The sequence below is a fragment of the Streptomyces sp. NPDC051320 genome, assembly GCF_040682175.1.
Classification (GTDB): Bacteria; Actinomycetota; Actinomycetes; order Streptomycetales; family Streptomycetaceae; genus Streptomyces.
In genome coordinates this window covers 152,616-166,741 of sequence record NZ_JBFBAL010000008.1, presented here as the reverse complement: position 1 = coordinate 166,741, position 14,126 = coordinate 152,616, and the positions used below count along the sequence as shown (strand labels likewise).

Here is a 14,126-nt window from a genome sequence, read left to right as displayed (position 1 = left end):
CGGCGCGTGCGGGGCCCACGGCGGTGGTTCAGCGCGCGGAGGCGGCGGCGGCGAAGGCTGCCACCCAGGCGAATGCGGAGTTCCAGTTGATGGCAACTTCGTTGGTCGAGTACGAGTAGATGTCGTCGATGTAGCAGGTGGCGGGGGCGCAGCCGACCAGGTTCTGCTGCGCGACCGGATCCTGAAGGGCGGAGTCGGGGCCGCCGGCCAGCGAACCGGGCGGGGGGCTGGGCAGCTTGGGATCGATCTGGTGGGCCCATATCCGGTTGTGCTGGTTGTGGCTGGCCTGCGTGCCGTATCCGGTGACGAAGGACTGGTTCAGGGCGTTGCGGCCGAGGAGGTAGTCCAGCGACTCCAGCGCGGCGCTGCGGTAGTTGCTCCGGTGGGTGATGTCGTAGGCGGTCGCGATGACCATGGAGTTGTTCGCGGTGATGCTGTTGGAGCCCCAGACGTAGGCGCCGTCGGTGGGCAGGTCGGGGTTCGGGTAACCCTGCGACCGTTCGTCGCGCACGAACCCGTCCGCAACGGCGAGGACCCGCTTGCGCGCGGCGACGACCATGTGGGCGGGGAAGCGGCTCGGCAGCCGGACGACGGTGAGGTCGGCCAGCGCGCCGGTGTCCCGCCAGGAGAACCCGGCCGAGGTGATCCGCGTGTCGATGTGGGACAGGTAGGCACGCTCGTGCGTGGCGGCGTAGAGCTCGGTGGCGGCCCATGAGAACTCGTCGGACACCTCCGTGTCGGCGTACGCTCCCCCGCCGACGCTGTCGCTGCTCGGGGCGTACACGTCGGGATGGGCGAGCGCGGCCTTCCAGGCGGTCTCGGCCGCGGTCAGGCACGTGTGGGCGAAGGCCGAGTCGTAGCGGGCCCATACCCGGGCGCACTGGGCGCCTGCGGCGGCCAGGTTGAGCGTGGCGGCCGTGGACGGAGGGTGCAGGTAGCGGGGCTGGGAGTCCTGGTCGGGCTGGGTGGGCAGGGCGCTCCAGGCCAGGTCGTGGACCTTGTGGTGGACCATGCCGGCCAGCGGCTCGCCCGCAGGCACCTGCATGCTCAGCAGGAACGCCATCTCCCACCGGGACTCGTCGAGTACGTCCGGGACGCCGTTGTGGTTCTCGGGGATGCTCAGCAGTCCGTCGCGCAGTCCCGCGGCGTCGCCCTGGCCGCGGGAGCGTTCGTAGGAGTCCATCAACTGCCAGGCGGCGAGCGCGCCGTTGACGACGTACTTGCCCTGGTCACCCGCGTCGTACCAGCCGCCCTGGACGTCCAGAGAGTAGTCGCAGGTGCCGGGCAGGCAGGGCACGTCCGTGTCGCCCTTGTCGGGTGCCACGCCGGCGTGTCCGGCGGGCCGGGCGTAGGCGTCGCCGGCGTACGTGGCCTCGATGGGCGTGCCGCTGCGGACGTCGTAGAAGTAGCCGAGGGTGTCCTTGCTCAGGGCCGTGTAGGGATTGTCCGCGATGGCGAACGGATAGCTGGTCGCGGTGCCGACCGCGAGCGTGTATCCCGTACCAGCCCTGTGGACCGAGCTGAAGTCGGCGATGTGCACATGGTCACCGGACGCGGCGTCCGTGCCCTGGACGTGGGTGCGTCCGGTCTTGACGACCGCGCCCGAGGAGTCGCGCAGGCGCCATTCCACGGGCCCCGCTGAGGCGTCGACGATGGACGCCTTCTTGGGGCCGTGGATGGCGTAGCCGTACTGGTTCGTCCGCACCGGGGAGCCGAAGTCTCGCCCACCGCCTGGCGGTATCGCGCCCCCGGTGAGGGAGACGTCGTCGAGGCACAGGGTGAACGGCTGGGCGGCGCCGCCCTGTTGGAAGGACAGCTGGGCATGCAGGTTGGCCGTCGTGGACGTGCCGGTGAACTGGAAGGCCTTGGGCGTGGTGGTGACTGCGGCGGTCTTGTTCAGGGTGGTCGTGAACGGAGCGGTGGGCAGCTGCAGTACGGCGTGGAGGGACACGTCCCGGGTGGCGGAGGCGGTGAAGCGCAGCGTGTAGGGCCGGCCGGCCTCGAGTGGGATGTCGTTCTGGCCGATCATGGAGTCCCAGACGTTGACGGTCCCCGCAGGGACGTCTGCGCACAGCCGGCCCAGGTCGAGGGTGGACGGCGTGTTGGCGCTGCTCCACCAGGGTGCCTTCACGCTGTCGAACGTGCCGTTGAGCACCCGTTCGTAGTCCGCGGCGTGCGCGGGTGTCGCGGCCAGCGCGACGGTCAGGACGGGCGCGAGGAAGACCGCGCCCCATCTGGTCTTGTGGAACATACCGAACCCTTCTCCGTGACAGGGTTCCCGGCTCGGTGCGGCGTCAGTGCCAGATGTTCGGCGGGGGCGCCGAGGCTGTCAAGGCTTCAAACACATGAGTCTTTTCTGTGTCCGAGCCCTTCACAGGCTCCATGCGTGCTCTTAGGCTGCGACTGTAAGCGGTTCCAGTTTTTCGCGAAAGCATCGAGCAGGTTACCGGCAGAGCTGCGGCGTCAACCCAGCTCACTCGCCACACAGAGATCAAGGACGAGAGCATTCCGATTGTTACCGCTCTCGGAATGCCCCCAGGTGGAGGTTCAACTCGGTGAGCACGTTCGATCCCGGCTTCCTGTGGGGCGCCGCCACCTCGAGCTACCAGATCGAGGGCGCGGTCACCGAGGCCGACCGGGGCCCCTCCATCTGGGACACCTTCGCGGCCACCCCGGGCGCCATCCAGGGCGGCGACACCGGAGCCGTCGCGGCCGACCACTATCACCGCTTCCCCGAGGACGTCGCGCTGATGGCCGGACTGGGGTTGCGCGCCTACCGCTTCTCCCTCGCCTGGCCCCGGATCCAGCCCACCGGCTCCGGCCCGGTCAACCAGCGTGGCCTCGACTTCTACCGCCGCCTGACCGACACCCTCCTCGACCACGGAATCCAGCCCTGGCCCACCCTCTACCACTGGGACCTGCCCCAGCCGCTCGAGGACCGCGGCGGCTGGCCCGCCCGGGGCACCGCCGAGCGGTTCGCCGAGTACGCCGCCCTCGCCCACGAGGCGCTGGGCGACCGCATCACCCACTGGACCACCCTCAACGAGCCCTGGTGCTCGGCCTTCCTCGGCTACGCCACGGGCCGCCACGCCCCCGGCCGCCACGAACCCGCAGCCGCCGTACGCGCCGCCCACCACCTGCTGCTCGGGCACGGCCTGGCGGCGGAGGCGATGCGGGGCGACACCCGCGTCGGCATCACACTCAACCTCACCCACGTCTCCCCGCTCCACGCCACGCCCGCCGACCTGGACGCGGCCCGCCGCATCGACGGCATGCAGAACCGCCTCTTCCTCGACCCGCTGCTGCGCGGGGCCTACCCCGACGACGTACTCGACGACCTCCATGAGGTCACCGGCTTCGGGCACATCCACGACGGCGACCTGAAGAGGATCGGGACTCCGCCGGAGTTCCTCGGCGTCAACTACTACGCACCGATGCTGGTCGCCGGCGGCTCGACGCCGGCCGAATCCGCCTACGTGGGCTCGCCGTCGGTCCGTATCGCCGACGGAGGCCGTCCGAGGACCGCGATGGGGTGGGAGATCGACGAGAGGGGACTCCTGGAGCTCCTCCTGCGTCTCAAGGACGACTACCCAGCCGTACCCCTGTACATCACGGAGAACGGTGCCGCCTTCGACGACGTGGTGCAGCACGGCGAGGTGCACGACGCGCACCGGATCGCCTACCTGGACGGCCATCTCCGCTCCTGCGTACAGGCGATCAGCCGCGGCGTGCCGCTCAAGGGCTACTTCGTCTGGTCGCTGCTGGACAACTTCGAGTGGTCCTTCGGCTACACCCCCCGCTTCGGCATCGTGCATGTCGACTACGCGACCCAGCGCCGCACGCCCAAGGACAGCGCCCGCTGGTACGCCGATGTCATCAGGCGTGGCGGCCTGTGACACGGTTCGCGCTTACAGTGCTGCTACTCCCCACTCCCGCCCCTACAAACAGGAGCAGCCCCACATGACCAGACGGCCGCCGACGCTCGACGAGGTGGCGCTGCGCGCCGGGGTGTCCGTCGGAACCGTCTCGCGTGTGATCAACAACCGCCAGCACGTCAGCAAGAAGGCCCGGCAGGCCGTGCAGAGCGCCGTGGCGGAGCTGGGCTATGTGCCCAACATGGCGGCCCGTTCGCTCGCCTCGCAGCGCCGCGGCGCAGTGGTGCTGGCGATCTCCAGCGACGACCCCGCGCTGTTCGCCAACCTCTTCTTCGCAGAGGTGATCACCGGCGTCAACGCGGTCATCGAGGAGACGGACCTCGAGCTGCTGCTGGTCCTGGCCGCCTCCGAGCGGGGCCGGGCCCGGCTCGCCCGCATCCTCCAGTCCCGGGGTGCGGACGGCGTCATGCTGCTGGCCCTGCGCGAGAACGATCCGCTGGCGAAGGTGGCCGAGGCAGGCGGCGTCCCCGTCGTGCACGGAGGCCGCCCCCTGGACCGGGCCCCCCGCTGGTACGTGGACGCCGACAACCGGGGCGGGGCCCGCCAAGCCGTGGAGTACCTGATCTCGACGGGCCGGCGCGCCATCGCCACCGTCACAGGCCCGCTCGACATGCACGCGGGCGTCTCCCGCTACCTGGGCTTCCGCGAGGCGGTCGCTCTGGCCGGCTTGAAGGACCACCGCGCGGCCCATGCCGACTTCACCGAGGCGGGCGGCGCCGCGGCGACTGCCCGCCTCCTCGACGAACACCCGGACCTGGACGCGGTGTTCGTCGCCTCGGACGCCATGGCGGCCGGCGCCCTGCGCGTCCTGCGCGAGCGCGGCCACGCCGTCCCCGAGGACGTCGCGGTCGTCGGGTTCAACGACGTCCTCACAGCCCGGCACACCCAGCCGGCCCTGACGACGATCCACCAGCCCATCGTGGCCCTCGGCCGTGAGATGACCCGCATGCTGGTGCGCGTACTGGGCGGTGAGGAGCCGACGCCCCTCATACTGCCAACGGATCTGGTCATCAGGGGATCCGCGTAGCGCGGCGGTCCCGACCCGGTCGTCCATCGGCGACCATCCGGCAAGCGTGCGGGCAGGCCGGCTCCTCCGGGTGAGCCGTGCGCCGGCGCGCAGCGCTGACTCGTTGCTCTCCTTCGCCCGGTGATCGAACCAAGGGAAAGTCAGTCAGAACGGGTAGCGGGCGTGTTTGGTGGCGAGGGTGACCCAGCGGGTGGTGGTGAACGCCTCGATGCCCCAGCGGCCGCCGAAGCGGCCGTAGCCACTGGCTTGCGTGCCGCCGAAGGGGGCTTGGGGTTCGTCGGCGACCGACTGGTCGTTGATGTGCACGATGCCGGTACGGATGCGGCCCGCCACGGCCAGGCCGTGGGTACCGTTCTCGGTGAGGATGCCGCAGGTGAGGCCGTGGTCGGTGTCGTTGGCGAGGGCGATGGCCTCGTCGTCGTCGGAGAATGTGGCGATGACGCAGACGGGGCCGAACGCCTCGCGGTGATGGATGTCGGCGTCGGGGGTGACATCGCTGAGGACGGTCGCCGGGTGGACTGCGCCGACCGGATCGCCGCCGCCGGCGAGGACCGTGGCGCCCTTGGCGACCGCGTCCTGGACGAGGCCGGCGACGCGGCGGGCCGCGCCCTCGCCGACCAGCGGGCCGATGACGGTGCCGGGATCGGCGGGATCACCGGCAGGCAGGCCAACGACCTTGGCGATGAACTTGGCGGTGAAGTCCTCGGCGATGCTCTCGTGGACGAGGATCCGGTCGCCGGACATGCAGATCTGCCCGGAGTTCATGAAAGCGCCGAAGACGGCGGCGTTCACGGCGTGGTCCACGTCCGCGTCGTCGAGGACGATGATGGAGTTCTTGCCGCCGAGTTCCAGGACGGCGGGCTTGATGTGGCGGGCGGCGAGGGTGCCGATGATCCTGCCGACGCCGGTGGAGCCGGTGAAGTTGACGACGCGTACACGCGGCTCGGCGATCAGCGCCTCGGCGATGTCGGCCGCGTCCTCGCGGGCGTTGGTGATGACATTGAGTACGCCGTCGGGCAGTCCGGCTTCCTGCAGGACGTCGGCGACGAAGAGGGCACAGGCCACGGGTGCGTCCTCGCTGGCCTTGACGACCACCGTGTTGCCTGCCGCGAGCGGGGCGGCGACAGCGCGGACGCCGAGGATGACCGGGGCGTTCCACGGGGCGAACACGGCGGCGACGCCGACCGGTTCGCGCACCGCCAGGCCCAGGACGCCGTCGTCCTGGGCGGTCAGCACCTCGCCGCGCGGCGAGGTGATGCCGGCAGCGGCCTCGCGCAGGATGTTGGCGGCGAGGCCGACGTTGAAGAGTGCCCAGGGTGCGATGGCGCCGACCTCGCCGGTCATGATCTCGGCGGCCTGCCGTGCCTTGGAGTCCAGCAGGTCCGCGGCGTCCAGGAAGATCTTGCGGCGGGCGAACGGGCTGGTTGCCGACCATGCCGCGAACGCGGTGTCGGCGGCGTCCACAGCGCGCGTGACATCCACGACGCCTGCCGCCGCGACGGTGGCGTAGACCTCGCCCGTGTACGGGTTGATGTCCTCGGTCGTGCGACCCGACAGCGCCGGGACTTGTTCGCCGTTGATCAGCAGCTTGCGGTGAAGGGACACGGGCAGGGTCCTTTCGTGGGCTTTGGTGGCCTTCGGGAGATCGGGGGGCGGTGGTGCGGCGGTCAGCTGACCTCGAACAGCGCGGCGGCACCCTGGCCGCCGCCGATGCACATGGTGATCACGGCGTGGCGGGCGCCCCGGCGGCGGGCCTCGATCAGGGCGTGGCCGGTCTGGCGGGAGCCAGTAGCACCGTAGGGGTGGCCGAGGGCGATGGCGCCGCCGTTGACGTTGAGCAACTCGTCGGGGATGCCGAGCTTGTCGCGACAGTAGAGGACCTGGCAGGCGAACGCCTCGTTGAGTTCCCACAGCCCGATGTCGGCGATCCCGAGCCCGGCGCGGGCCAGCAGCCGGGGGACGGCTTCGACCGGACCGATGCCCATCTCGTCCGGGTCGCAGCCGACCACTGCGAACCCGGCGAAACGGCCGAGCGGCCGTATCCCCAGCTGGTCCGCGCGGTCCTCGGACATCATGACGCAGGCGGAGGCACCGTCGGTGAACTGGCTGGCGTTGCCGGCGGTGACCGTCCCGCCCGGGAGCGCGGTGCGAATGCGGCCGACGCCTTCCGGGGTGGAGTCGGGCCGGATGCCCTCGTCGCGGGCGGCGGTGACGGGGACCCTGATGGCGTCGCCGCTGTGGCGGTCGGTGGTGGCCATCACCGTCTCGATGGGGGCGATCTCCTCGTCGAACCGGCCTGCGTCACGGGCCGCGGCTGCCTTGAGGTGACTGGCGAGCCCGTACTCGTCCTGGCGTTCGCGGGATATCCGGTAGCGCTCGGCGACCGTCTCGGCGGTGCGCACCATCGGCCAGTACAGGGACGGCATGTGCTTGTCGATCCACGGGTCGACGAGCATGTGCTGGTTCATCTCGTTCTGCACGCAGGAGATGGACTCGACGCCGCCGGCTACCAGGACCTCGCACTCACCGGTCATGATCCGCTGCGCGGCGATGGCGATGGACTGGAGGCCCGAGGCGCAGAACCGGGTGACGGTCATGCCCGGGACGGAGGTGGGCAGTCCCGCGCGGATGGCGGTCTGCCGGGCGATGTTCTGTCCGGTGGCGCCCTCCGGGTTGGCGCAGCCCATCACCACGTCGCCGATCTCGGCCGGGTCCACCCCGGCACGCTCCACGGCGGCGGCGACCGCGTGGGCGCCGCTGGTGGCGGGATGGGTCATGTTGAGCGCGCCGGTCCACGCCTTGGTGAGCGGGGTGCGGGCGGTGGAGACGATGACCGCTGATTTCATGCCTGCGGCTCCTGGGCGATGGGGTTTCGTTGGTACGCGTGCTCGACGAGCAGCGGGTGCGGCTGCCAGAACGGGTCGCCGGTCCGGTCGGCGAGGCGGCGCATCGTACGGACAACCCGGTCGAGGCCGAGCCGGTCGGCGTGGAAGAGCGGTCCGCCCCGGGCAGCGGGGAATCCGTATCCGCCCAGGAAGACCACGTCGATGTCGGAGGCGCGGGCGGCGATCCCATCGGCGAGGACGGCGGCAGCCTCGTTGACCAGGGCCAGAATGCAGCGGTCGACGATCTGGCGGTCGGTGACGGGGGCGGGGGTGCCCTCGGTGAGTCCGGCCGCCAGGGCCGCCAGTTCCTCGTGGCTGCCGGCGGCACCGGGGCCGTCGTAGCGGTACCAACCGCGGCCCGACTTGCGGCCGAACCAGCCGCGCGCGCAGAGCAGATCGGCCAGTTCCCATTCCGGAGCCGGGGGCGCGGACCTGGCCTTGCGGGCCTGCCAGGGGATGTCGTTGCCGACGATGTCGAGGACCTTGAAGGGACCCAGGGCGATGCCCCACGCCTCCAGGGCCGTGTCGACGCGCTCGGGTGGGACTCCGGCGCGCAGCAGCAGCATGGCCTGGCGTACGTACTGGTCCATGATGCGGTTGCCGATGAAGCCGTCGCCGACCTGCGCGATCACTGCGGTCTTGCCGAGGCGTTCGGCCAGCGCCGAGGCGGTGGCCAGCACCTCGGGGGCGGTCAGGCGGCCCTCGACGATCTCGACCAGTTTCATGACGTGGGCAGGGCTGAAGAAGTGCATGCCGACGACGCGTTCCGGACGGCTGGTCACCTCGGCGATGCGGTTCAGGTCGAGGGAGGAGGTGTTGGAGGCGAGGACGGCCGACGGCTTCATGACGGTGTCCAAGTCGGCGAACACCTGCTGCTTGAGGACCAGGTCCTCGAAGACGGCCTCGACGACCAGATCAGCCTCGGCGATGTTCGCGGTCGTGGTGGTGCCGTTCAGGGCCGCCAGCCGCCGATCGCGTACCTCGGCGGTGATCCGGCCGCGTGCCGCCGACTGATCCAGTTCGTCGTGGATGCCCTTTTCCGCGACGGCCAGTCGGGCGGCGTCGGTCTCCACAACGGTGACCGGGATTCCGGCGGCGAGGAAGGTCAGGGCGATGCCGCGACCCATAGTCCCGCCGCCGATCACCGCTGCGGTGCCGACCGTGGCGGGGACGGCAGTGCGGGGTGCCCGGCCGGCCTTGCGCTCGGCCAGGAAGCGGTATCGGGTTGCCTTCGCCTCGTCGGTGTCGGCGAGTTCCCGGAACAGCCGCAGTTCGGTGGCAAGCCCGGTGTCGAAGGGCAGCGCGGTGGCGGCCAGCGCCTTGAGCGCGGGTGCGGCCCCTGGGGTGGCCAGCGGCCCGCGCCGGGCAGCGCGGTCCGCGTACGCCAGATACGCCTCGGCGTTCTCCATTTCGACCTTGAGGTCACGCAGTCTGGGCGGCGGTCCCAGCCGTGCAGCACGGGCAGCGAGATCCAGGGCTGCGGGTAGCAGTTCTCCGGCGGCCGTCTCATCGGTCAGGCCGAGTTCCTGGGCCCGTGCACCATCGACGGAGCGGCCGGACAGAATCAGGTTGACCGCCGCCTCCAGCCCGATGGCCCGCGGCAGCCGCTGGGTGCCGCCGGCGCCGGGGATGAAGCCGAGGGTGGTCTCGGGAAGCCCGAGTCGGGCGCCTGGCGTTGCGATGCGGTAGTGGCAGGCGAGCGCCAATTCCAGACCGCCGCCAAGGGCGACGCCGTCGATCGCGGCGACCACCGGGGTGGTCATCGCGTCCAGGTGACCGGCGATCGTCAGGTGCAGGGTGGGCTCCGCGAGCCCCTCACCGTTGTCGAACTCCGCGAGGTCCGCCCCGGCGCTGAAGGTGCCGTCCGCCCCGCACACCACTACGGCGGTGACGGCCGGGTCGTGCTCGGCGTCCTCCAGCGCGGCCAGCAGGGCACGGCGCAGGGGGCGGCCGAGGCAGTTCACCGGCCGGTTGCACAGCTGCACCACGGCGACTTGGCCGTGGTGTTCGACGGCCAGCAGGTCCTGGGCTGCCGCCCGGGGCGGCGTCGTCGCGTCGTGGGTCACCATGGGGTACTCCTCATCGGGTCCGTCCATCAGGCCGGTCAGCGATCCAGGGTGAAGCTCTGGGCGAGCATGCGCGCCACGGTGGTGCCGCCCCCGCGGATCTCCACCGAGTACAGGCCGAGGGTGCCCCCTTGATGGTGGGCGGATGCCGTCGCCACCAGCACGTCGCCCTCCCGGACCGGGCGGAGGAAGTGCACGGTCGCGGTCGGCACCAGCGCGAACCGGCCGTCGAGATTGGCCGCGACGGACAGCGCGACATCGGCCAGGGAGAAGAGGACACCGCCATGGGCGATTCCCCGGTCGTTCAGGTGACGCCCGGCAATGGTCAGCTCGACGCGGACGGCTTCCTCGGCCGCCTGCAGCACCGTGACGCCGAGCGCGCTCGCGTAGGGGTCCGCGGCGGTGCCCGCGGCGGGAGGACTGACACTCATCGTGATTCCCAACGACAGAATATTATTGATCGCACAGAAAATGTCACTTATCGAGGTCGAACGGGTGCACATGCGGCGCCGGAGGGCGCTGGGTGCCGGATCGCCCGGCCCGCCGAGCCGTCCTGGCCGGGGAAGGGGAAGCCGTCCTGGTAGCCGATCCGATCGCGGCAGTACGTGACGCCGTTTCCATACCGATGACCGCCGGTCTCACCTGGTGGATGCCGGCCGGCGGTCTCGGCACCGTTCGCGTCAGTCATCCCCCGGGCGGCAGATGAGCCGGTAGACATGGCCCCGCAGTTCGGCGAAGGCGGGGAGCGTTTTGGTCTCCAGCTGGTCGCGGGTCGTGCCCAGCGGAACGTCAACGACCTCGGACACGGTCGCCGGCGCTCCAGAGAGCACCACGACCCGGTCGGAGAGGTAGACCGCCTCGTCGATGTCGTGAGTGACCAGCAGCACGGTGAGGTCCATTTCGGTCTGCAGCCTTCGCATCAGGTCTTCGAGATCCGCCCGGGTCTGGGCGTCCACCGAGGCGAAAGGCTCGTCCATGAGCACCAGCGAGGGACCGCAGGCGATGGCTCGGGCGATGGCGACGCGCTGCTGCATGCCTCCAGAGAGCTGCCACGGGTAGGACGTGGGATCGGCACTCGCCAGGCCGACCGCCTCCAGCGCGTCATGCGCCCGCCGCCGCGCCTCGGCCTTGCGCACTCCCGCCGAGCGCAGCGGCAGCGTCACGTTGTCGAGCACCGAGGCCCAGGGCAGCAGCGAGCGGCTGTAGTCCTGGAAGACCACCGCCACGTCCCGGGGCGGCCGAGTGATCCGTACGTTCTCGAACTCCACCCAGCCACGGGTCGGCGTCTGAAGCCCGGCCAGACAGCGCAGCAGCGTCGTCTTGCCTGCGCCGGACGGGCCGACCAGGCATACGAACTCACCGCGGGCGACGGAGAAATCGACGCCGCCAAGGACGGTGCGCTCGCCGTAGTCGTGGCCGAGCCCGTTGGCGGACAGCACTGCGGCGGCACGATCGCCGGAGGCGGTCGAGGTGCCGGTTCCGGAAGCAGTCGACGTGCCGGTTCCGGAGGTCCCAGTGGTTCTGATCATCACGACGCACCGTCCTTGGTTGTGGCGTCCTGCTTGCCTTCGGCCGACGTGCCCGATGGCCAGTACTCGTCCCGCAGGACGCGCCGCTGGAGTTTGCCGAGCGCGGTGCGGGGCAGCGGGCTGTCCCGGAACACCACGGAGGCCGGTTTCTTCATCGAGCCGATGGAGGCCCGGCAGTGCTCGATCAGCTCCTCAACCGTGGCCTTCCCGCCGTCCCGCAGCATGACGACGGCATGCGGCGTCTGGCCCCACTTCGGGTGGGGTACGCCGACCACCACCGCGTCGGCCACCGCCGGGTGCGCGGTGAGGGCCTTCTCGATCTCGGCAGGCCAGATGTTGAAGCCGCCGGAAATGATCATGTCGTCCTTGCGGTCCGTGACGAACAGATAGCCCCGCTCGTCCAGATGACCGACGTCCCCGGTGCGTACGAACCCGTCCGGGGTGATGCGCTCGGCGGTGGCCTCCGGGTCACCGAAGATGCCGCGCATCCGCCCCTCGGTACGGATCAGGATCTCCCCGGTGCCGCCGGGACCGAGCTCCTGATCCTCGGAGTCCACGATTCGGACGGAGCTGTTGAGGCAGGCGCGCCCGGCCGAACGCAGCAGCGGCTCCTCCCCGGCGACGGCACGCGCGTGGTCCTCCGGGGTGAGGCTGGTGGCGGGCAGGCACTCGCTCTGCCCGTACGACTGGAAGAGCACATTGCCGAGCTCCAGCTGGGCGGCGCGGGCGGTGGTGGCCGAGATCGGCGAACCGGCGTACAGCAGCGCCCGCAGGCTGCTCAGGTCCCGGGTCGAGGCGTCCGGGTGATCGATCAGCATCTGGAGCATGGTGGGCACCATCACCGTAATCGAGCAGCGGTGGCGCTCTATCAGCCGCAGTGCCTCGCCGGGTTCGAAGGACGGCATCGCCACGGTGCTCGCCCCCCGGGCGAGCAGCGCGTAGAGCACGGTGGAGGCGGCATGGCTCAGCGGGGCGGCGGCCAGGTACACGTCCTGACCGGTGATCCTCGGCAGCATGGCCACGTTGTCGGTGGTGACGTGCATCCAGCTGCGGTGGGAGTGAACGGACGCCTTCGGCCGCCCGCTGGCGCCGGAGGAGTACGCCAGGTGCAGGATGTCGTCGCCGTCGACGCGGACCGCGGGGGCATCGGGGCTCGCGTCGGCGAGCAGCCGCTCGTAGTCGTGCGGTCCGCCGCCGTGGACGATGACGTGGTCGAGTCCGGGCACTGAGGCGAAGTCCGCGGCGAACTTCTCGTAGAGGTCCGCATGGGTGATCAGCGCGCGGGCGCCGGCGTTGGCGAGCATGTAGGCGTGCCCGTCGCCTGCGTTCATCGGGTGCAGGGCAGTACGGGCGTAGCCGCCGACGGCCAGGCCCGTCATCTCCTCCAGCGAGGTGAGGGTGTTGGGCCCCAGCGTGGCGACCCGGTCGCCCGGCTCCAGGCCGAGCGCCCGCAGCCCGTTGGCCAGCCGCGCGGAGCGGTCCCACAGCTGCGCATAGGTCAAGGACGCATCGCCCAGCCGGATCGCGGTCGCCTCCGCGTGCGTCCTGCAACTGCGCTGTATCAGCTCGGCGATGATCACTGCTCGGCCCCTTCGACGGTCGTGTTGTCGTCCTGGAATTCGGGGTCCCGGTCGGGCAGGACGACCCGGAAGTGCATGGACGCGAATCTCCATCCGGCGGCGGTGCGCCGGTACTCGCAGTGGTAGCGGCCCTCTTCCCAGCGGCCCCACAGGCGTACGGTGCCGGGTCCCTGCTGGACATCGGAGTACAGCCGCAGCCAGCTCCACTCGCCGGACGCCCGGTCCCCGTCCACCTCGATTGCGGGGGAGCTGAGGATGTAGCCCGCCCCGGCGACCGGCGCGGCGGCCATACCCTCGAAGTGGCGCTCGATGGCCGCGCGGCCCTTCACCGGGCGGTGCGAGCGCATGTCGGCGACGGCGTCGTCCGTGAAGTAGCCGGCGAGTTCGCCGAACCGCCGATCGGCCACCGCGCGGGTGAAGGAGCGGTGCTGTGATTCGATCTCCTCCAGATCCCGCAGCGCCTGCAGGCGTACCGAGAGGTCGGCCAGCCGCGCGGCCGGCCCGGAGCGCCGGCCGGTGGGGTCGGTCCAGTCAGCCGGCTCGGTGCGCACCACGGATCACCTCCTCGCCGCGTCCGGCGCGTTCGCGCATCTCGTCCGGTTCGAGGTCGCGGTCGGGCAGCACCACCCGGAAGTGCATGCCGGAGATCCTCCAACGGCCGGCCGCCTTGCGGTAGGAGCAGCGGTAGCGGCCCTCCCACCAGGGGCCGTAGACCCGCATCGTGGCGCCCATCACCGGGAATTCGCACAGGTGGCGGTGCCAGGTCCACACGCCGGTGGCGGTGTCCCCGGCCACCTCGATCACCGGGGAGCTGAGGACATAGCCATCGTGCGGGTCGCCGTGGGAGTGCATCGCGGCGAAGAGTTCGGCGACCTCTTCACGGCCGTGCCGAACTCCGTGATGACGCAGATCGACCACCGCGTCCTCAGTGAAGGCGTCCAGCATGGCTTCCCACTGCCGGTCGGCCAGCTGCCTGACGTAGGTGCGCTGCAGCTTCTTGATCTGCTCCACGTCCTCGAGCCGCTGCACCTGCTCGGCCAGCGAGGCAACCAGCTGCTCCAGTTCGTCGTCGGTCATGGCGGGTGCTCTCCTCTGCCTGGCGCC

At 70.8% G+C, this 14,126-nt stretch carries 11 protein-coding genes; 2 read left to right on the top strand and 9 right to left on the bottom strand.

Going from position 1 to position 14,126, the window contains the following annotated elements:
- Positions 1–28: 28 nt before the first annotated feature.
- Entirely contained in the window at positions 29–2,251 is a 2,223-nt protein-coding gene (locus tag AB0M87_RS19435) for a glycoside hydrolase family 9 protein (RefSeq protein WP_365854449.1), read from the bottom strand.
- A 304-nt stretch (positions 2,252–2,555) separates the two neighbouring features.
- Here AB0M87_RS19435 and AB0M87_RS19430 point away from each other — a divergent pair, with 304 nt between their 5' ends.
- Positions 2,556–3,896, top strand: a complete 1,341-nt coding sequence (locus tag AB0M87_RS19430; RefSeq protein WP_365854447.1) for a GH1 family beta-glucosidase — start codon at positions 2,556–2,558, stop codon at positions 3,894–3,896.
- A gap of 64 nt (positions 3,897–3,960) precedes the next feature.
- The gene (locus tag AB0M87_RS19425; protein ID WP_365854445.1) at positions 3,961–4,962 is read left to right on the top strand and encodes a LacI family DNA-binding transcriptional regulator; all 1,002 of its coding nucleotides are present in this window, start codon (positions 3,961–3,963) and stop codon (positions 4,960–4,962) included.
- Positions 4,963–5,106: 144 nt separating this feature from the next.
- On the opposite strand, the gene AB0M87_RS19420 is transcribed toward AB0M87_RS19425, so the two are convergent.
- The 8 genes from AB0M87_RS19420 to AB0M87_RS19385 form a co-directional block, all read right to left on the bottom strand.
- Complete coding sequence (locus AB0M87_RS19420; protein ID WP_365854443.1) at positions 5,107–6,567, bottom strand: aldehyde dehydrogenase family protein; 1,461 nt, start codon at positions 6,565–6,567, stop codon at positions 5,107–5,109.
- A 62-nt stretch (positions 6,568–6,629) separates the two neighbouring features.
- Positions 6,630–7,808: an acetyl-CoA C-acyltransferase gene (locus AB0M87_RS19415; protein WP_365854441.1), complete on the bottom strand. Its 1,179-nt coding sequence runs from the start codon at positions 7,806–7,808 to the stop codon at positions 6,630–6,632.
- Positions 7,805–9,916, bottom strand: a complete 2,112-nt coding sequence (locus AB0M87_RS19410; RefSeq protein WP_365854439.1) for a 3-hydroxyacyl-CoA dehydrogenase NAD-binding domain-containing protein — start codon at positions 9,914–9,916, stop codon at positions 7,805–7,807. The genes AB0M87_RS19415 and AB0M87_RS19410 overlap by 4 nt, the downstream gene beginning before the upstream one ends.
- Positions 9,917–9,951: 35 nt before the next feature.
- A complete protein-coding gene (locus AB0M87_RS19405) occupies positions 9,952–10,344 on the bottom strand; it encodes a hotdog fold thioesterase (protein ID WP_365854437.1) in 393 nt (130 codons plus the stop codon).
- 249 nt (positions 10,345–10,593) lie between these two features.
- The gene (locus AB0M87_RS19400; protein ID WP_365854435.1) at positions 10,594–11,442 is read right to left on the bottom strand and encodes an ABC transporter ATP-binding protein; all 849 of its coding nucleotides are present in this window, start codon (positions 11,440–11,442) and stop codon (positions 10,594–10,596) included.
- Positions 11,442–13,022, bottom strand: coding sequence for an AMP-binding protein (locus tag AB0M87_RS19395; RefSeq protein WP_365854433.1), 1,581 nt, complete (start codon positions 13,020–13,022; stop codon positions 11,442–11,444). Before AB0M87_RS19395 ends, AB0M87_RS19400 begins: the two co-directional genes overlap by 1 nt.
- The gene (locus AB0M87_RS19390) at positions 13,019–13,576 is read right to left on the bottom strand and encodes a nuclear transport factor 2 family protein (RefSeq protein WP_365854431.1); all 558 of its coding nucleotides are present in this window, start codon (positions 13,574–13,576) and stop codon (positions 13,019–13,021) included. Before AB0M87_RS19390 ends, AB0M87_RS19395 begins: the two co-directional genes overlap by 4 nt.
- Positions 13,554–14,099, bottom strand: a complete 546-nt coding sequence (locus AB0M87_RS19385; protein WP_365854429.1) for a nuclear transport factor 2 family protein — start codon at positions 14,097–14,099, stop codon at positions 13,554–13,556. The genes AB0M87_RS19390 and AB0M87_RS19385 overlap by 23 nt, the downstream gene beginning before the upstream one ends.
- Positions 14,100–14,126: the final 27 nt, after the last annotated feature.

Excerpts from the sequence above, each read along its gene's own strand:
- AB0M87_RS19435 (WP_365854449.1), bottom strand. The coding sequence starts at position 2,251 with ATGTTCCACAAGACCAGATGGGGCGCGGTCTTCCTCGCGCCCGTCCTG.
- AB0M87_RS19425 (WP_365854445.1), top strand. The coding sequence starts at position 3,961 with ATGACCAGACGGCCGCCGACGCTCGACGAGGTGGCGCTGCGCGCCGGG.
- AB0M87_RS19415 (WP_365854441.1), bottom strand. The coding sequence starts at position 7,808 with ATGAAATCAGCGGTCATCGTCTCCACCGCCCGCACCCCGCTCACCAAG.
- AB0M87_RS19410 (WP_365854439.1), bottom strand. The coding sequence starts at position 9,916 with ATGGTGACCCACGACGCGACGACGCCGCCCCGGGCGGCAGCCCAGGAC.
- AB0M87_RS19405 (WP_365854437.1), bottom strand. The coding sequence starts at position 10,344 with ATGAGTGTCAGTCCTCCCGCCGCGGGCACCGCCGCGGACCCCTACGCG.
- AB0M87_RS19400 (WP_365854435.1), bottom strand. The coding sequence starts at position 11,442 with ATGATCAGAACCACTGGGACCTCCGGAACCGGCACGTCGACTGCTTCC.
- AB0M87_RS19385 (WP_365854429.1), bottom strand. The coding sequence starts at position 14,099 with ATGACCGACGACGAACTGGAGCAGCTGGTTGCCTCGCTGGCCGAGCAG.